Consider the following 17,619-nt stretch of genomic DNA (forward strand, 5'->3'; position numbering starts at 1 on the left):
GGCCCTCTCGCCGTGCTGCTGCTGATCCCTACTTGCGGATCAGGCTGCGGAGCACGTACTGCAGGATGCCGCCGTTGCGGTAGTAGTCCGCCTCACCGGGGGTGTCGATGCGGACGACGCCGTCGAACTCCACACCGGTGTCGGTGGTGACCTTGACGGTGCGCGGGGTGGTGCCGTTGTTCAGCTCGGTCACGCCGGTGAAGGAGAAGGTCTCCTCGCCGGTGAGGCCGAGGGACTCGGCGGTCGCGCCCTCCGGGAACTGGAGCGGGAGGACGCCCATGCCGATGAGGTTCGAGCGGTGGATGCGCTCGTAGGACTCGGCGATGACGGCCTTGACGCCCAGGAGCGCGGTGCCCTTGGCCGCCCAGTCGCGGGACGAGCCGGAGCCGTACTCCTTGCCCGCCAGGATGACGAGCGGGGTCCCGGCGGCCTGGTAGTTCTGCGAGGCGTCGTAGATGAACGACACCGGCGCGTCAGCCTGGGTGAAGTCGCGGGTGAAGCCGCCCTCGGTGCCCGGCGCGATCTGGTTGCGCAGGCGGATGTTGGCGAACGTGCCGCGGATCATGACCTCGTGGTTGCCACGGCGCGAGCCGTAGGAGTTGAAGTCACGGCGCTCGATGCCGTGCTCCGTGAGGTACTTGCCGGCCGGGGTGTCGGCCTTGATCGCACCGGCCGGGGAGATGTGGTCGGTGGTGACCGAGTCGCCCAGCTTCGCGAGGACGCGGCCGCCGGTGATGTCCTCGACCGGGGTCGTCTCCATCGTCATGCCCTCGAAGTACGGGGGCTTGCGCACGTAGGTGGACTCGGAGTCCCACTCGAAGGTGTTGCCGGTGGGGATCGAGAGCGCCTGCCACTGGGCGTCACCCGCGAAGACGTCCTGGTAGGACTTGTTGAACATGTCCTCGCCGATGGAGTTGGCGACGACTTCGTTGACCTCGGCCTCGGTCGGCCAGATGTCGGCGAGGTGGACCGGCTTGCCGTCCTGGTCGATGCCCAGGGCGTCCTTGGTGATGTCGACCTTCATCGAACCGGCGATGGCGTACGCGACGACCAGCGGCGGGGAGGCCAGGTAGTTCATCTTGACGTCGGGGTTGATCCGGCCCTCGAAGTTACGGTTGCCGGAGAGCACCGAGGTGACGGCCAGGTCGTGCTCGTTGACCGCCTTGGAGACCTCTTCCGGCAGCGGGCCGGAGTTGCCGATGCAGGTGGTGCAGCCGTAGCCGACGAGGTTGAAGCCGACCTTGTCGAGGTACGGGGTCAGGCCCGCCTTGTCGAAGTAGTCGGTGACGACCTTCGAGCCCGGAGCGAGGGTGGTCTTGACCCACGGCTTGCGGGTCAGGCCCTTCTCGACGGCCTTCTTCGCCACGAGCGCCGCGGCGACCATGACGTACGGGTTCGAGGTGTTGGTGCAGGAGGTGATCGCGGCGACGGTGACGGCGCCGTGGTCGAGCTCGTACGAGGTGCCGTCGGGGGCGGTCACGGTGACCGGGTTCGACGGGACGCCGTTGGACGCGGCCGGCGAGTCGGAGGCCGGGAAGGACTCCTTGCCCGCCTCCTCGTCGTCCGAGACGTAGTTGCGCACGTCCTGGGCGAACTGGGCCTTGGCGTTCGCGAGGACGATGCGGTCCTGCGGGCGCTTCGGGCCGGCGATGGAGGGGACGACCGTGGAGAGGTCGAGCTCCAGCTTCTCGGAGAAGTCCGGCTCGGCGGCCGGGTCGAGCCAGAGGCCCTGCTCCTTGGCGTACGCCTCGACGAGCGCGACCTGCTGGGCGTCGCGGCCGGTCAGGCGAAGGTACTTCAGCGTCTCGTCGTCGATCGGGAAGATCGCGGCGGTGGAGCCGAACTCCGGCGACATGTTGCCGATGGTGGCGCGGTTCGCGAGCGAGGTGGCGGCGACGCCCTCACCGTAGAACTCGACGAACTTGCCGACGACGCCGTGCTTGCGGAGCATCTCGGTGATGGTCAGCACGAGGTCGGTGGCGGTGGTGCCGGCCGGGAGCTCGCCGGTCAGCTTGAAGCCGACGACGCGCGGGATGAGCATGGAGACCGGCTGGCCGAGCATCGCGGCCTCGGCCTCGATGCCGCCGACGCCCCAGCCCAGCACGCCGAGGCCGTTGACCATGGTGGTGTGCGAGTCGGTGCCGACGAGGGTGTCGGGGTACGCCTGGCCGCCCCGGACCATGACGGTGCGGGCCAGGTGCTCGATGTTGACCTGGTGGACGATGCCAGTGCCCGGGGGGACGACCTTGAACTCGTCGAAGGCGGTCTGGCCCCAGCGCAGGAACTGGTAGCGCTCCTTGTTGCGGCCGTACTCCAGCTCGACGTTCTGCGCGAACGCGTCGTTGGTGCCGAACTTGTCGGCGATGACGGAGTGGTCGATGACCAGCTCGGCCGGGGCGAGCGGGTTGATCTTCGCCGGGTCGCCACCGAGCTCCTTGACGGCCTCACGCATGGTGGCGAGGTCCACGACACAGGGCACACCGGTGAAATCCTGCATGATCACGCGGGCCGGCGTGAACTGGATCTCCTGGCTGGGCTGAGCCTGGGAGTCCCAGCCACCGAGCGCCCGGATGTGGTCGGCGGTGATGTTCGCGCCGTCCTCCGTGCGGAGCAGGTTCTCCAGCAGCACCTTCAGGCTGTAAGGGAGGCGCGCGGAGCCCTCGACCTTGTCCAGCTTGAAGATCTCGTACGACTCGTCGCCCACGCGCAGCGTGCTGCGGGCGTCGAAGCTGTTCGCCGACACGACAGTCTCCTTCATCAATGTGCGCGTAACTCCGCGCCGCGCCTCACTACGGCGGGCGCCGCGTGGTGCTGCCTACAGCCACCCGGCCATCCGCTAAGGTAAGGCTTAGTTAGGTAGCCCTTACCGTGCGGCGGCCCGCTGTGCGCCTTCGGCATATATCTCGATGTCGAGATAACTCTAGTACATCGCCGGGGAAGGGTCATGTCAGGGCTCGCGGCCGCTCCCATCCGGCCGAGGCGCTTACGCAGCGATCCCAGTCGTTTCGCCTTCCGCCCCAGTGAACCCGGTCGCGCGGGTGATCGCACCGAGGGGGCGCCGGGTGGCCGCACCGGCTGGGCAGCTCCTGCCGGACCGTACGTCGAGGTGTCGTACATGGACGCCGCAGGTGAGCGACATCGGCGTCCGCCGCCGGAGCGTGCGACGGCCGGCTTCGAGGACGCGGCCACGGCGGGCCGTTGCGCCGGTCGCGGGGTGGGATTTCGGGGGCCTGTACCGGACGGTTCGGCGGAGGACGCGTTCGCGGCCCTCAGTCGAGACAGAACTCGTTGCCCTCGATGTCCTGCATCCCGATACAGGACTCGTCGTAGCCATCGGCGAGCAGTACGCGCAGACGTACCGCGCCGAGCGCGACCAGCCGTGCGCACTCGGCTTCGAGCGCGGCGAGGCGCTCCTCACCCACGAGCCCGGCGCCGACCCGCACGTCGAGGTGAAGCCGATTCTTGACGGCCTTGCCTTCGGGGACGCGCTGGAAGAACAGCCGCGGACCCACACCCGAGGGATCATGGCAGAAGAACGCCGCACCCTGACGCTCAGGCGGCAGCGAGCGGTCGAAGTCGTCCCATGCAGCGAACCCCTCCGGCGGCGGAGGTACGTCGTACCCCAGCACCTCGCACCAGAAGCGAGCGACGCGCTCAGGTTCTGCGCAGTCAAAGGTGACCTGGAACTGCTTGATCGACGCCATCGGTCCACCGTAGTGGCGCGTGCTGATCCTCGCTGAGAAATAACAGTTCATCCGGCGGAAGGTCTCGTGGCGAAAGCCCTGGGGCCGCAATCCCCCATGCTCGCCGAGCGGCAGCCCCGGGCATGGGGCCGTGGCGTCAGCCGGTCCGTTCGGCACGGGCGGTTTCACCGGTCGGGCCGAAGGTGTTCAGCCCCTCGCCGATGAGCCGGGCCGCGCGCGCCACGTCGGCGGTGATGGTCCGGTGGAGCCGGTCGGGGGCGAGATCGCGCCCCAGGTGCCGGCGCAGGGCCTGGAACTGGACGGGCCAGAGGCCGAGCAGGGCGGTCGCGGCGATCTGCGGTTCGGGGTCGTCCGGGTTCGCCCCCGTGCGTTCAGCCAGGATCCCGGCGGCCGCCGCGACCAGCCGGTCGGACATGTCCCGCCGGTAGGCCCGCAGGGACGGCGTGGACCTGATCAGCATCCCGAAACGCATGAGCAGGGCTTTCGCCTCGGCGGTGTCGGCCTGCGCGGCGAGCCAGGAGGTGATGCCCTCCAACTCCCGGGCCAGGATCGCCTGCACCGCCTCGACCGGCGGCAGGCCCGGATCGGTCAGGGTCCGGCGCAGGGAGTCCATGGTTGCCTCGCCCAGATCCAGGAGCAGGGACTCCTTGGTGGGGAAGTAGTTGAAGACCGTCTTCTCCGACACCCCGCAGGCCTGAGCGACCTCGGCGACCCGGACCGCGTCGAAGCCCCGCTCCAGGAACATCTCCGTCGCCGTGTCGGACAACTGCTGACGCATCAGCCGCTTCTTGCGCTCCCGCAGGCCCTCGCTCGCGGGTTCCTGACCCCGGGGCCGCAGGGCCGCCCAGTCCACTGTGCGCATGCTCATGATCGCAGCATAATCCAGTCGGCATATTATTTCCGTTACAGTAAATTTATAGCTACTGTAATTAATGGCCTTGCTCGCCACCCTCCGCCGGCCTCCCGCCCCGCCGGACGTCGGCCCCACAGACCCCCGCCCCGAAGAGGAGTCCTCCCATGAGTGAGATCCACATCGTCCGCGACTACCCCCACGCCCCGGAGAAGGTCTGGCGCGCGGTCACCGATCCGCAGCTGATCCCACTGTGGACGGCGACCGGAGCGGGCGCGCGCCCGGAGGGCTTCGAGGCGGCCGTGGGCAACCGGTTCACGTTCGTCGCCAAGCCCAAGCCCGGCTGGAGCGGCGTCGTGGTGTGCGAGGTCCTTGAGGTGGTCGAGCCGTCGCTGCTGCGGTTCTCCTGGCAGGACGAGGGCGGCGGGGCGATCACCGAGGTCGCCTACCGGATCGAGGCCCGGGGAGCGGGCACACGCTTCACCTACGACCACACCGGCTTCACCGGTGCCGGAGGCCTGTTCATGTCCAAGATCCTTGGCACGGTCCGCACCAAGATGCTCACCAGGGGCCTGCCCGCGGTCCTGAACGACCTCGACGACCGGGGCGACCTGCACCCGGACAGCCCTTAGGTGCGGGGTCCGACAGCCCGGGCTGACCGGCCGGGTACGGCAGGTCCGTGAAGGAGAAGTGCTCGGCGCCGGTCACGGTCAGCCGGCGTTTCCAGCCCTCCGAGTGCTCCCGCGCCTCGGGCCAGTCGGTATGCGCACTGTCGGGGCTGTGCGAGGTCTCGGTGCCGAGCGTCATGAAGGGGCGTCGCCCGAGCCCTGTCGCGGCGGGGCTCACGGGATAGGTCACCGACACCATCAGTTCGAGCAGCGTCGCAACACCGCCTCGGTGACGTCCGGTTGTGGCCACGCACCCAACGCCAGGCAGCGCGCCGCACCAACAGATTAATCCGACCGCTCGATATGCGGCGCGCTCACGTTCACACCCACGTCCACGCCACCTTTCACATCCGCGCCCACGCGCCCGGGGATCTGGCGGTGGACGTCGTCCAGCAGGTTCCGCATCGCGATGCGGAAGATCTCGGCCTGGTGGTCGCCGAGGAAGGCGGTGTGCCCGAACACCTCCAGGATGACAAGGCCGTTCAGGTGCCCCCACGCGCTCAGCAGGAGAGCGGTCGCGGGCGGCGGCAGATATCCCAGACCGTAGTGGGGCAGTTGTTCCAGATACTTCCGGAGCGAGGGTGAGAGCGCGGGGGTCTCGGCGGCGGCGAGTTGCGCCTCGGTGAACCCGGCGAACATCTCACGCTCGAAGATCGCGCTCATCCGGCGCATCGCCTGGGTGGTCGGGCCCTCGACGGGGGCCGCGTAGTCCCGCAGCGGCGTCCCGTGGAGAAGCTGGAAGCGCTCGGGGTGGGCGACGGCCCATCGGCGGTAGCCCTCGGCCGCGATCACCAGGCGCGGCAGGGCCGGGTCGTCCGCCGCGGTGTCGACGGCAGCCTGCACGGCATCGGCCAGGTCACCGTACGCCTTGGTGATGAGCTCCGTGACGAGAGCCTCGCGGCTCGGGAAGTAGTGGTAGAGCGCTTGCACCGTCATCCCGAGATCGCGGGCGACCGCGCGCAGGGACAGGGCCGCGGGACCGTTCTCGGTGATGTGGCGCTCGGCGGCGTCCAGGATCTCCTGGGTGGCGGCGGCCCGGCGGCGCTGGCGCAGGGTGGGCGGGGCCGTTGCGTGTTCGTCGGCAGGCATATGGCGACCGTACGGCGGCCGCCGTATGCGGAGCAAGAAGAACTTGCCGCCCGTGAAGAAAATCTAACACTGCCAAATCTTCGGTCTCCTCACTAACGTCACTCACGGCGACAACGAGTGCGACACCGCACCTGCTTCGGACCGGTGAAGAGCTTCGCGGAGCGCCGCACCGGCAGCAGCCCCTTGCAACTCAGGCCGTTTCAGGCCGATTTCACCGCCATGAGACCTAAGGAGATCGTGCGTGTTTGAACGCATAGCCGAACTGGCGATTCGCCGGCCCAGGCTGATACTCATCGTCGCCGTAGTGGCTGTTGCCCTCATGGGCGTCCTGGGCTCCGGCGCGTTCGGCAGGTTGCTCGGGGGCGGCTACGACGACCCGGCCTCCCAGTCCACCCGGGCCGGGAAGGTCATCGACGAGAAGTTCGGCGGGGAGACGAACCTGGTCCTGCTGGTCCGCGCCTCCGAGGGCCGCGTCGACGCCCCGGCCGCCCAGCAGAGCGGCCGGGCCCTGCTGGCCGGCCTCAAGAAGGAGAGGAACCTGGAGAACGTCGTCTCGTTCTGGGACACGGGCAGCCCCGCCCTCCGCTCCGCGGACGGCCGCGAAGCCATGGTGCTCGCCCATGTGAAGGGGGACGACACCGAGCGGGACGAGAACGCCAAGAGTGTCATCGACGCCTACACCGGGCCCTACAAGGACGCGCTCACCATCCGGGCGGGCGGCGCCGCCGCCGTGACCAGCGAGATGGGGAAGCAGTCGGGCGAGGACCTGCTCCTGGCCGAGGGCATCGCCGTACCGCTGACCCTTGTGCTGCTCCTGATCGTCTTCGGCAGCCTGGTCGCCGCCCTGCTGCCGCTGGTGATCGGAATCATCGCCATCGCGGGCACGTTCGCGGAGCTCTTCCTCCTCGGCAGCGTCACCGATGTCTCCGTCTTCGCGGTCAACCTGACCACGGCGCTGGGGCTCGGCCTCGGCATCGACTACGCCCTGCTGATGATCAGCCGGTTCCGGGAACAGCTCGCGACCGGGGCGAGCGTGGACGACGCCGTCCGGAGGACGGTGAGCACCGCGGGCCGTACGGTCGCGTTCTCCGCCGCGACCGTGGCGGCCGCGCTCGCGGCGCTCCTGGTGTTCCCTCAGTACTTCCTGCGCTCGTTCGGCTATGCCGGGGTCGGGGTCGTCGCCGTCGCGGCCTTCAGCACCCTGTTCGTCATGCCTGCCCTGTTCGTCGTCCTGGGCCACCGGGTCAACAGCGGGCGGCTGCCGTGGGCGAACCCGGGCCGCTCCGCCACCCGGACCCCGATGTGGGGACGGCTGGCCGGGACCGTCATGCGGCGGCCCGCGCTCACCGCGCTGCCCGTGCTCGCGGTCCTGCTGGTCGCGGCGAGCCCGCTCCTCGGCATCACCTTCGGCACCCCGGACGAACGTGTGCTGTCCTCGGACGCCGAGAGCCGCCAGGTCTCGTCGGTCCTGCGGAAGAAGTTCAACGGCAATGACGACGCGGCACTCCACGTCGTCATCGACACATCCGTGAGCAAGGCCCCTCTGACGTCGTACGCGGTCGAACTGTCCGGGCTCAAGGGCGTCGTGCGGGTCGAGACCAGTGCGGGCACCTACACCGGTGGACGGCCCACCGCCGCCGGCGCGGGCAACACCGCTCTCGGACGCCCCGACGCGCAGCGGGTCAACGTGGTGAGCGGCCTGCCACCGAAGTCGGACGAGTCCCAGAGCCTGGTCGACGAGGTGCGGGCGCTCGCCCCGCCCGCCGGGTCGCACGCCTTGGTGGGCGGCACCGACGCCGTGCTGGTCGACGCCAAGGGCTCGATCGCTGATCGCCTCCCGATCGCGGTGGCCCTGGTCGTCCTCACCACGTTCCTTCTGCTCTTCCTGTTCACGGGCAGCATCGTGCAGCCGCTGCGTGCGCTGGTGCTCAACCTGATCAGCCTGGGAGCGACCCTCGGCGTCATGACCTGGATCTTCCAGGACGGCCACCTCTCCTCCCTGCTCGGCTTCACAGCGCAGCCGATGGAGGTGTCCATGACCGTGCTGATGTTCTGCATCGCCTTCGGCCTCTCCATGGACTACGAGGTCTTCGTCACCAGCCGTATCAAGGAACTCCACGACCTGGGCGAGGACAACGAGTCCGCCGTGACCAACGGTCTCGGGCACACCGGACGCATCGTCAGCGCGGCGGCCTGCCTCCTCGCGGTGAGCTTCTTCGCCTTCGGGACGGCCGAACTCAGCTTCATGCAGCTGTTCGGCCTGGGCAGCGGCCTCGCCATCCTCATCGACGCCGTGGCGGTACGCGGAATCCTGGTGCCCGCCGCGATGCGGGTGCTCGGCCGGTCGGCCTGGTACGCGCCCGGCTTCCTGCGCAAGCTCCACGGGCGGTTCGGCCTCAGCGAGGGCGGCCCCGCGCCCGAACCGGCAGCCGCGGCCCCGGCCGGGCCGGATTCCGTGACCGAGTCGCCGTACGTGAAGGAGCCGTACGTGAAGGAGCCGTACGTGAAGGACTCGACGCAGGTCTGATCACACGCGACCACGCCCCACGAAGTGCCCGCCTCCCCCATGCCCCGGAGGCGGGCACAGTCGCGCGGGGCCGGACGGGCAGGGCCGGACGGTGCCGGGCATGGTGGACTTCGAGTCCGGCGGACGAATCCGGCGGACGGAGAGAGACGATGGGGCAGGGCATGACCGAGCACGGCAAGGACCACGGGTATCTGCTCGACAACCAGCAGTCGGAGGCGGGCATCCGGTTCGGCGCGCTGGCCGAGCTGTTCGATCCGGTGACCTTCCGGCACATCGACCGGATCGGCATCACCGAGGGCATGCGGTGCTGGGAGGTCGGGGCCGGCGGCCCCTCCGTTCCCGCGGGTCTCGCCGAACGGGTCGGAGCCGCCGGGCAGGTGGTCTGCACCGACATCGACGTGTCCTGGGCCCAGGAGGCCGCCTCCGACGTCGTCGAAGTACTGCGCCACGACGTCGCGGCCGACCCGCCGCCGCCGGGTGGTTTCGACCTGGTGCACGCCCGGCTGGTCCTGGTGCACGTCGTCGACCGCGCCGAGGCACTGCGCCGCATGGTCCAGGCGCTGCGACCCGGTGGTGTACTGCTGCTGGAGGACGCCGATCCGGGGCTGCAGCCTCTGCTGTGCCCGGACGAGTCGGGCCCCGAGCAGCGGCTGGCCAACCGTCTGCGGTCCGGGTTCCGTGAGCTCATGGCGGCGCGCGGTGCCGATCTCTCGTACGGCCGGACACTGCCCCGGCGGCTGCGCGAGGCCGGCCTGCTCGACGTGCGGGCGGACGGCTACTTCCCGATCACCTCGCCGGCCTGCACCGTTCTTGAGGCTGCGACCGTCCGGCAGATCCGTGGCCGGCTCGTGGCCGCGGGGATCGCGACCGACGAGGACGTCGACCTCCATCTGTCGAACGTCGCCACCGGAGGCCTCGATCTGGCGACGGCCCCGATGATCTCCGCCTGGGGACGGCGCCCGTAACCGGTCCGGGAGGATCGGGCCAGGGGGTGCGCGGCGGCGGGACCGCGGGCGGTGCGACGGACGGCCGGATCGGTCAGGATTCGAGAAGCGCGGTTCGCGGGACCGCGCGTAGCCTGATCGTCATGGACATCACCATTCACACGAGCGCCCTCCCGCACGACGACCCGGACGCGTCCCTGGCCTTCTACCGCGACACCCTCGGTTTCGAGGTCCGCAGTGATGTCGGGCAGGGCAGGATGCGCTGGATCACGGTCGGCCCGGCGGGCCAGCCCGACACGTCCATTCTCCTGGCGCCCCCGGCCGCCGACCCCGGGGTCACCGAGGACGAGCGCCGCACCATCACCGAGATGATGGCCAAGGGCACCTACGGATGGATCCTGCTGGCCACCCGGGACCTCGACGGAACCTTCGAGAAGGTGCAGGCCGGCGACACCGAGGTCGTCCAGGAGCCGACCGAGCAGCCGTACGGAATCCGCGACTGCGCCTTCCGCGATCCCGCGGGCAACATGGTCCGCATCCAGGAACTCCGCTGAGCCGCGCCGCCATTGGCACCCATCGGCACCCGTCGACAGCCATCGGCATCGATCACCAGCCGTCGGCAGTCGTCGCCAAGAGAAGGAGTCCGCTCGTGTGTCATCCCTCGTGGGCGCGGGCCCGCGCCGCGGAGCAGCGGCTGCGCGACCTGGCACTGCTGCGCCGGGTCCGTGACCGGATCGACCGGGAGTACGCGCAGCCGCTGGACGTCGAGGCGCTCGCCCGCGGGGCGAACATGTCCGCAGGGCACCTCAGCCGCCAGTTCCGGCTGGCGTACGGCGAGTCGCCGTACTCGTACCTGATGACGCGTCGTATCGAGCGCGCGAAGGCACTGCTGCTCCGTGACGGCCTCAGCGTCACCGAGATCTGCTTCGCGGTCGGCTGCTCGTCCCTGGGCACCTTCAGCACCCGCTTCACCGAGCTGGTCGGGATGCCGCCCAGCATCTACCGGCGCCGTGCGACGGGCGCCGCGCCGGGGATGCCTCCCTGCGTGGCCAAACAGGTGACACGACCGGTCAGGAATCGAGAAGCGCCCGCCCCCGAGCCACAACTAGCGTGATGGACATGGCATCCATCGAATCCGTCACCCTCGAAGTAACCGATCCCACGGCCGCCCACCGCTTCTGCACCAGCGCCTTCGGACTGGACACGCAGCTGCGCCTGCGGACCTCGGAGACACCCACGACCGGCTTCCGCGGGTTCACACTGTCGCTCACGGTGTCCCAGCCGGCCACCGTCAACAGCCTCATCGACTCGGCCCTCGAAGCCGGCGCCACGTCGCTGAAGCCCGCCGCCAAGTCGTTCTGGGGCTATGGCGGTGTCGTGCGGGCCCCGGACGGCACGATCTGGAAGGTCGCGACCTCGGCGAAGAAGGACACCGGCCCCGCCACCCGGGAGATCGACGAGATCGTGCTCCTGCTGGGCGTCGAGGACGTGGTCGCGAGCAAGCGGTTCTACGTCGGCCAGGGCCTTGCCGTGGCGAAGAGCTTCAGCCGCATGTACGTCGAGTTCGCCGCCGGCCCGAGTCCCGTCAAGCTGGCGCTGTACAGACGCCGCGCCCTGGCGAAGGACGTCGGGGTCTCCCCGGACGGCACCGGATCGCACCGGCTCGTGATCGGCGGCGACGCCGGTCCTTTCACCGACCCGGACGGGTTCGCCTGGGAGGCCGCGTCGCCGGCACTCGCGTCCTGATGTGACGACGAACGGCGTCCGCCGGCGAACGGCGGCGCCCCTGCCCTCTCCCCTCCTTCCCGGCAGAGCGCGAACGGAACCGGCGCCCGGTGCCAAGTACAGGGTGAGACCGTCGTCCGGCGGTCGGAGACGGAGATTCCGTGACACCGGATACCCGGCAACACGAGGGGCGCGGTGAGCGCGCCCCCGACCACGGCGGCGACGCCGACAGCGACGCCCGGCTGACGCGGTCGGCGGCCCGTGACGCGGCGGCGTTCACCCCGCTGGTGGAGAGGTACTCGACCGCCCTGCACGGCTACTTCGCCCGGCGCATGCCCGGCGCGGCCGACGATCGGCTGGCCGAGGCGTGGTTGCAGACGTTCGCCGCACGGCGCACGTTCGACCCCTCGCGCGGCTCGGCGCGGGGCTGGCTGTTCGGGGTGGCCCGCAACGTACTGTCCCAGCACCTGCGGCGGGCGGGACGGAAAGAGGCCGTACCGGGACCGGAGGTCATCGACCCCTGGCAGGGCGGTGGACCAGCGCCTTGACGCGGCCGCACTGGCACCCGCCCTGCGTCAGGCGCTGGCCGAACTACCAGCCGAGGAAAGGGAGTTGCTTCTCCTGGTCAGTTGGGAGCAGCTCACGCCGGCGGAGGCGGCCACCGCCGCGGGCATCCCGGCGGGCACGGCCCGCTCGCGGCTGCACCGGGCCCGGGGCCGGCTGCGCGACCGGCTCGCCCCGCCCCGCCCGGCGGGCCGGCGGCTGAGCGTGACGGGAGACCTCATACTGCTCTCCTTCGCGCCGTGCGTCCCCATGCCGGTCTGCTCCACGTCGTCTTACGGACTCATGCCTGAGTTCCAGGAGGCCAGGAGCCTCGGCCGGGTGACCGTCGACCCGAGGACGAGCGCGATCCTGGAGTACACCTTCACGTGGACGTCGGGGCCGAGCAAGGGCAAGGTCACCCACGACACGATCCTGTCGATGGGCTTCACGGACAGGATCGGCTGAACCTGACGGCGGGACAGGACGAGGGCGATGAAACGGGGCGGGGTGGCGGGAGCGCTTGCGCATCTCCCCGGCACCCTGCCCCGCCGTCCACTCCCGCCGCCGTCCCGGTTCCCGCTCCCGGGCTACGGTGGTTGCCTACGCAGAGGTCCGCCTGCAGACCAGTTCCTTGTCCTCCTCCGGCAGCGCGTCGGCGGCCAGCAGCCGCGGCAGCAGGTCACCGTCCAGGGTCATGGCCCGGAAGGCGAGCGCGACGGTCACGTCGTGATCCGGCCGGTGCACGACCTCGACCGGGTCGTCGGCGCGGATGTCGCCGGGCTCGATCACGCGCAGGTACGCCCCGGGCAGCGCGGCCTGCGTGAACCGCTTGATCCAGCCGTCACGCCCCAGCCGGCCCTGGAACGTCCCGCACGGGATCCGCGGGCAGGAGACCTCCAGGATCACATCCGGCCCGATCCGCCAACGCTCCCCGATCAGGGCGCCGTTGACGTCCAGTCCCAGGGTCGTGAGGTTCTCCCCGAAGACCCCGTTGGCCAGCGGCCGGCCCAGCTCGGCCTCCCAGCCGTCGAGGTCCTCGCGGGCATAGGCGTAGACGGCCTGGTCGGAGCCGCCGTGGTGCTTCACGTCATGGACCCGGTCACCGGCGAGGCCGACGGCGCCGGTGCCCTTGGGGCCGGGGGCCGTGACAGCGACCGGCCCGCCGACGGGCCGCTTGTCGATACCGGTGGAGCTCAGCCCCTTCCAGGGGTTGGGACGGGGGCGGCCGATATTGACGGAGAGCAGCTTCATTCAGGGGACCATATGATCATCCCCGCGCCGGGGCGACACATATATCCCGCCACCCAGCGCCGACAGCCTGACCGCCCGGCGCCGACGAAGGCACCGGATGGACGCGCTCCACGTGCCGGACTCGTACGGCGGGCGGACCATGGAGTCAGGCAGCGGTGCCCGCGCTCAGCCGCGCCCCGAGCCGCGGCCGCGCACCTGCCCGTCACTCGAATGCCACACCCCGCCGACAGCCTCATCTCATATCTGAGATAGCCTTTCGGTATGTCAGATGACTACCTCGTACGTATCGGCAAGCTCATACGTGACGCCCGTCAGCACCGGGGCTGGACACAGAGCCAGCTCGCCGAGGCGCTCGCCACCAGCCAGAGCGCCGTGAACCGCATCGAGCGCGGCAATCAAAACATCAGCCTTGAGATGATCGCCCGCATCGGTGAAGCACTCGACAGTGAGATCGTGTCGCTCGGCTATGCCGGACCCATGCACCTGCGGGTGGTCGGCGGGCGCCGACTCTCCGGCTCCATCGACGTGAAGACCAGCAAGAACGCCTGCGTGGCACTGCTCTGCGCCTCGCTGCTCAACAAGGGCCGTACGGTGCTGCGCCGGGTGGCCCGCATCGAGGAGGTCTACCGCCTCCTGGAGGTCCTGAACTCCATCGGGGTGCGCACCCGGTGGATCAACGACGGCACCGATCTGGAGATCGTGCCGCCCGCCCGGCTCGACATGGACGCCATCGACGCGGACGCCGCCCGCCGGACCCGGTCGATCATCATGTTCCTCGGGCCGCTCCTGCACCGGCTGGACCAGTTCAAGCTGCCGTACGCGGGCGGTTGCGACCTCGGCACCCGGACCATCGAGCCGCACATGATCGCGCTGCGCCGCTTCGGCCTGGAGATCGCCGCGACCGAGGGCATATATCACGCCCAGGTCGACCACGCCGTCACACCCGGCCGCCCCATCGTGCTGACCGAGCGCGGCGACACCGTGACCGAGAACGCACTGCTGGCCGCCGCCCGGCACGACGGCACCACCGTCATACGCAACGCGTCCTCCAACTACATGGTCCAGGACCTCTGCTTCTTCCTTGAAGCGCTGGGCGTACGGGTGGACGGCGTCGGCACAACGACGCTGACCGTGCACGGTGTGCCGACCATCGACGTGGATGTCGACTACTCCCCCTCCGAGGACCCGGTCGAGGCGATGAGCCTGCTCGCCGCCGCCGTCGTCACGGAGTCCGAGCTGACGATCCGCCGGGTGCCGATCGAGTTCCTGGAGATCGAGCTCGCGGTGCTGGAGGAGATGGGCGTCGACTGCGGCCGCACGTCGGAGTACGCGGCCGACAACGGACGCACCCGGCTGGTCGACCTGACGGTCAGGCCCTCCAAGCTGGAGGCGCCGATCGACAAGATCCACCCGATGCCGTTCCCCGGCCTCAACATCGACAACGTGCCGTTCTTCGCGGCCATCGCCGCCTCGGCCCAGGGCCAGACCCTCATCCATGACTGGGTCTACGACAACCGCGCCATCTACCTCACCGACCTCAACCGCCTCGGCGGCCGGCTCCAGCTCCTGGACCCGCACCGGGTGCTCGTCGAGGGTCCGACCCGGTGGCGCGCGGCCGAGATGATGTGCCCGCCCGCACTGCGGCCGGCCGTGGTGGTACTCCTCGCGATGATGGCGGCCGAGGGAACCTCCGTGCTGCGCAACGTGTATGTGATCAACCGCGGTTACGAGGAGCTGGCGGAACGGCTGAACTCAGTGGGCGCACAGATCGAGATCTTCCGCGATATTTAGCGGGCGAAAGCCGCCGCACCCCTCCTGATCTGCTACTCGGGGAATCAGGGAGGGGTGCGGCGGCATCCGTGGGGCTTCTCTGCTCTGTCTGCAACGACGGCGATCCTCTTCACGGCCCGGATCCTGGTTCCAGAGTGCTCGGGCGCCTGCCCCGCCCGGGAGTATCCCCGCGTTCGAGCGGTCGATCGCGCGCACCGGCCTCCTCGGATCGGACAACCTCACCCCCGGAACACTTGGCGCACGTACACCGACGAACAACTACGCAGACCGGAACTGAGCCGCCAAGCAGCACGACGTCGTTCTGAACCCGGTTCGCACGCCCTTTCACCAGGACGAACCCACCTGTCAGCCCGTGTAGTTGAGCAGCGTGTTCCGTGAATTTCCCTGCCAACTGCTGCGGGAGTCCGGGTCAAAGGCGCGGTTCGTGGGCGGCGGACAGCCCGGCCCCGCGTGCCGCCAGCAGTTCGGACACCCTGTCCAGCGGCAGCGCCTGGACGTGGTGGCCGTCGCGGCCGGTCATCGAGTGGGCGCCGGTGAGCACGTTGAGCACCGCCTCCTCGACCGACTCGACGACCGCGCCGTAGAAGGGGTCCATCCGGCCCCACGGCACGAATCGCATCGACTCGTACGGGGCGCTGCCGTTGTCAGCGGGGAACGTGCTGGTCAGCGCGGACTCGTTGGCCGTGGAGAAGGCCAGGAAGATGTCCCCGGAGAAGTGGCTTCCGGTGGTGCCGGTGCGGGCGAGGCCCAGGGTGACGCGGCGGGCCAGCGCCTTGCACTGTCCCGGGAGCAGCGGGGCGTCCGTCGCCACCACCACGATCACCGAGCCCGCACCGGGCGGCACCTGGCGCTCGCCCTCGGCTGCCGGCCCGGGGCGGTCCGGCAGTTCGGGTCCCACCGGTACACCGGCCACCACCAGTTCGCGACGCGCACCGAAGTTGGCCTGGATGAAAGCGCCCACGGTATAGCGATCCTCGCCGTACTCCACCACCCGCGACGCGGTCCCCGAGCCGCCCTTGAAGCCGTAGCAGCGCATCCCCGTCCCGCCGCCGACGCAGCCTTCCTCGACCGGGCCGGTGGACGCCGCCTCGATGGCGGCCGCGGCGTGGCGGGACTCCACGGCCGTGCCGTGGATATCGTTGAGGTGGCCGTCCCAGGTCTCGGTGACCACCGGCAGCAGCCACTCCGGCGCCATGCCGCGGCAGTTGGCGCGCACCCACTCGATCACGCCGCGGTGCACCGGGCCGACCGCGTACGTGTTGGTGATGAGCACCGGCACAGCGAGTGAGCCGCTCTCCTCGATCCAGGCGGTGCCGGTCATCTCACCGTTGCCGTTGAACGAGTGCCAGCCGGCCGCGCAGGGCAGGCCCACACCGTCCCGGCCGCGCGGCAGGAGCGCGGTCACTCCGGTGCGCACGTCGGCGCCCTCGCAGAGGGTCACATAGCCGACCTCGACACCGGGAACGTCCGTGATCGCGTTCCACGGCCCCGGCTCGCCGGTCAGGGGTATGCCCAACTCGCGTGCCCTCATGCGGTTCTCGTCCACGGGTTCTTCCCTCGCGCCGTCGTCAGTCATGCGCGCAGAGAATACGGGACCGGTCGGCGCCCCGGGAGGAACGGTTCGGGGTGCGTGGCGGGACCTCTGGCGCGCGGGGTGTCCTGAGCGCCGGTACTCGTGCCGGGCTCCGCCCGGGGGTCAAAGGACGGTGAGCAGGCCGTCGAGCGGGGCCGGAACGCGGTCGGCGGCGAGGGCCTCGACGAGGACGCGGCCGTAGTGGATCTTGCGCCCCTTCTTCGTGCCGAGGAAGCGCCTCAACTGCTGCTGCGCGGTGCGGCCCTGCTGCGCGGGCTGCCGCAGGAAGGTCTGCAGGGCTCGCCCGTCGCCCTGCTCCCTGACGACTTCCTCCACCCGTGCCACACCCAGGGCGCGGATGAGCTCGTCCTCCAGATCCGCGGCGCAGACGAAGAACTCCGACCGCGCCGCGCCGGACCGCCGCAGACCGCGGGCGTAGTGGCCACGCTCCGCCTCGTCGCACAGCCCCGTGAGACGGAGATCCAGGCCGGGCGGCCCGAGGAGGCGGGCGAAGCGCCCCACGCTCATCGCACCGCCCATCGGCAGGACGCAGACGCCTTCGGCCGCCAGGTCCCGGCCGCGGTTCGCGGCCAGCGCGTCGAGCGCCGCGGCGTCACTGGGCCCTTCCAGCAGGACGGCTGTCCGGGCGGGCAGCCGCATGGCCAGCTCACGCGCGGGATCACCGGGGCCACCTGCCGCCCACGCGACAACCGCGTCCCGGAACGCCTCCATGTCGGCCACGGGACGAGTCTCCGCCCTTTCCGGCCGCCGCGCTGGGAATTTCCGCCGTTCCCCGGGCACTCGCGGTGCTGCCGTCAGCCGCGGTTGTCCCCGGACTGCGGTTCGGCGGCGATCTCGCCGTGGCTGAGCCACGGCCGGGCGAGCAGGACCAGGGCGAGGCCCGCCAGGGCGAGCGCGGTGAGCACGATGAGGGCCAGTGGCAACAAGGTTCCT

17 protein-coding genes are annotated in these 17,619 nt (G+C 70.2%); 9 read left to right on the forward strand and 8 right to left on the reverse strand.

Translation table 11 applies throughout. From position 1 onward, the window contains the following. Window positions 1-28: 28 nt before the first annotated feature. The 3 genes from acnA to OG322_RS06695 all read right to left on the reverse strand — a co-directional run bounded on the left by acnA (window position 29) and on the right by OG322_RS06695 (window position 4,572). Window positions 29-2,743 carry an aconitate hydratase AcnA gene (gene acnA, locus OG322_RS06685; protein WP_123463174.1) on the reverse strand — a complete coding sequence of 905 codons (2,715 nt, stop codon included), beginning with the start codon at window positions 2,741-2,743 and terminating at the stop codon, window positions 29-31. A 526-nt stretch (window positions 2,744-3,269) separates the two neighbouring features. Further along, the gene (locus OG322_RS06690; protein WP_123463172.1) at window positions 3,270-3,704 is read right to left on the reverse strand and encodes a VOC family protein; all 435 of its coding nucleotides are present in this window, start codon (window positions 3,702-3,704) and stop codon (window positions 3,270-3,272) included. Window positions 3,705-3,840: 136 nt separating this feature from the next. Continuing rightward, window positions 3,841-4,572 carry a TetR/AcrR family transcriptional regulator gene (locus OG322_RS06695; protein WP_260146879.1) on the reverse strand — a complete coding sequence of 244 codons (732 nt, stop codon included), beginning with the start codon at window positions 4,570-4,572 and terminating at the stop codon, window positions 3,841-3,843. A gap of 149 nt (window positions 4,573-4,721) precedes the next feature. On the opposite strand from OG322_RS06695, the gene OG322_RS06700 reads away from it, so the two are divergent. Further along, entirely contained in the window at window positions 4,722-5,186 is a 465-nt protein-coding gene (locus OG322_RS06700; RefSeq protein ID WP_123463170.1) for an SRPBCC family protein, read from the forward strand. A 321-nt stretch (window positions 5,187-5,507) separates the two neighbouring features. Here OG322_RS06700 and OG322_RS06705 read toward each other — a convergent pair whose 3' ends face one another. Further along, window positions 5,508-6,311, reverse strand: coding sequence for a TetR/AcrR family transcriptional regulator (locus tag OG322_RS06705; protein WP_123463166.1), 804 nt, complete (start codon window positions 6,309-6,311; stop codon window positions 5,508-5,510). A 241-nt stretch (window positions 6,312-6,552) separates the two neighbouring features. On the opposite strand from OG322_RS06705, the gene OG322_RS06710 reads away from it, so the two are divergent. The 7 genes from OG322_RS06710 (at window position 6,553) to OG322_RS06740 (ending at window position 12,515) form a co-directional block, all read left to right on the forward strand. Then, window positions 6,553-8,838 carry an MMPL family transporter gene (locus OG322_RS06710; RefSeq protein ID WP_329306182.1) on the forward strand — a complete coding sequence of 762 codons (2,286 nt, stop codon included), beginning with the start codon at window positions 6,553-6,555 and terminating at the stop codon, window positions 8,836-8,838. Between the two features lie 161 nt (window positions 8,839-8,999). Then, window positions 9,000-9,803 (forward strand): class I SAM-dependent methyltransferase, encoded by an 804-nt coding sequence (locus OG322_RS06715; RefSeq protein ID WP_123466185.1) that lies wholly within the window; start codon window positions 9,000-9,002, stop codon window positions 9,801-9,803. Window positions 9,804-9,925: 122 nt separating this feature from the next. Beyond that, window positions 9,926-10,336 (forward strand): VOC family protein, encoded by a 411-nt coding sequence (locus tag OG322_RS06720; RefSeq protein WP_123466183.1) that lies wholly within the window; start codon window positions 9,926-9,928, stop codon window positions 10,334-10,336. 95 nt (window positions 10,337-10,431) lie between these two features. Next, window positions 10,432-10,896 carry a helix-turn-helix transcriptional regulator gene (locus tag OG322_RS06725; protein WP_123463161.1) on the forward strand — a complete coding sequence of 155 codons (465 nt, stop codon included), beginning with the start codon at window positions 10,432-10,434 and terminating at the stop codon, window positions 10,894-10,896. A gap of 5 nt (window positions 10,897-10,901) precedes the next feature. After that, window positions 10,902-11,528, forward strand: coding sequence for a glyoxalase (locus OG322_RS06730; protein ID WP_124285462.1), 627 nt, complete (start codon window positions 10,902-10,904; stop codon window positions 11,526-11,528). 140 nt (window positions 11,529-11,668) lie between these two features. After that, the gene (locus OG322_RS06735) at window positions 11,669-12,055 is read left to right on the forward strand and encodes an RNA polymerase sigma factor (RefSeq protein WP_260146878.1); all 387 of its coding nucleotides are present in this window, start codon (window positions 11,669-11,671) and stop codon (window positions 12,053-12,055) included. Next, entirely contained in the window at window positions 12,039-12,515 is a 477-nt protein-coding gene (locus OG322_RS06740) for an RNA polymerase sigma factor (RefSeq protein ID WP_260146877.1), read from the forward strand. Before OG322_RS06735 ends, OG322_RS06740 begins: the two co-directional genes overlap by 17 nt. A 135-nt stretch (window positions 12,516-12,650) precedes the next feature. On the opposite strand, the gene OG322_RS06745 is transcribed toward OG322_RS06740, so the two are convergent. After that, window positions 12,651-13,301 (reverse strand): MOSC domain-containing protein, encoded by a 651-nt coding sequence (locus tag OG322_RS06745; protein WP_329306183.1) that lies wholly within the window; start codon window positions 13,299-13,301, stop codon window positions 12,651-12,653. A gap of 261 nt (window positions 13,302-13,562) precedes the next feature. Between OG322_RS06745 and OG322_RS06750 the strand changes: the two genes are divergently transcribed. Next, on the forward strand, window positions 13,563-15,092 hold the full coding sequence (locus OG322_RS06750; RefSeq protein WP_124285459.1) for a helix-turn-helix domain-containing protein: 1,530 nt from the start codon (window positions 13,563-13,565) through the stop codon (window positions 15,090-15,092). A 409-nt stretch (window positions 15,093-15,501) separates the two neighbouring features. Here OG322_RS06750 and OG322_RS06755 read toward each other — a convergent pair whose 3' ends face one another. From OG322_RS06755 to OG322_RS06765, 3 genes are all read right to left on the reverse strand, one after another. Then, entirely contained in the window at window positions 15,502-16,623 is a 1,122-nt protein-coding gene (locus OG322_RS06755) for a DmpA family aminopeptidase (RefSeq protein WP_323179874.1), read from the reverse strand. A gap of 165 nt (window positions 16,624-16,788) precedes the next feature. Then, window positions 16,789-17,406, reverse strand: a complete 618-nt coding sequence (locus OG322_RS06760) for a TOPRIM nucleotidyl transferase/hydrolase domain-containing protein (protein ID WP_123463147.1) — start codon at window positions 17,404-17,406, stop codon at window positions 16,789-16,791. Window positions 17,407-17,480: 74 nt separating this feature from the next. Then, the gene (locus OG322_RS06765; RefSeq protein WP_266410790.1) at window positions 17,481-17,609 is read right to left on the reverse strand and encodes a hypothetical protein; all 129 of its coding nucleotides are present in this window, start codon (window positions 17,607-17,609) and stop codon (window positions 17,481-17,483) included. Window positions 17,610-17,619: the final 10 nt, after the last annotated feature.

Source organism: Streptomyces sp. NBC_01260 (genome assembly GCF_036226405.1).
In the GTDB taxonomy this organism is placed as follows: Bacteria; Actinomycetota; Actinomycetes; order Streptomycetales; family Streptomycetaceae; genus Streptomyces; species Streptomyces laculatispora.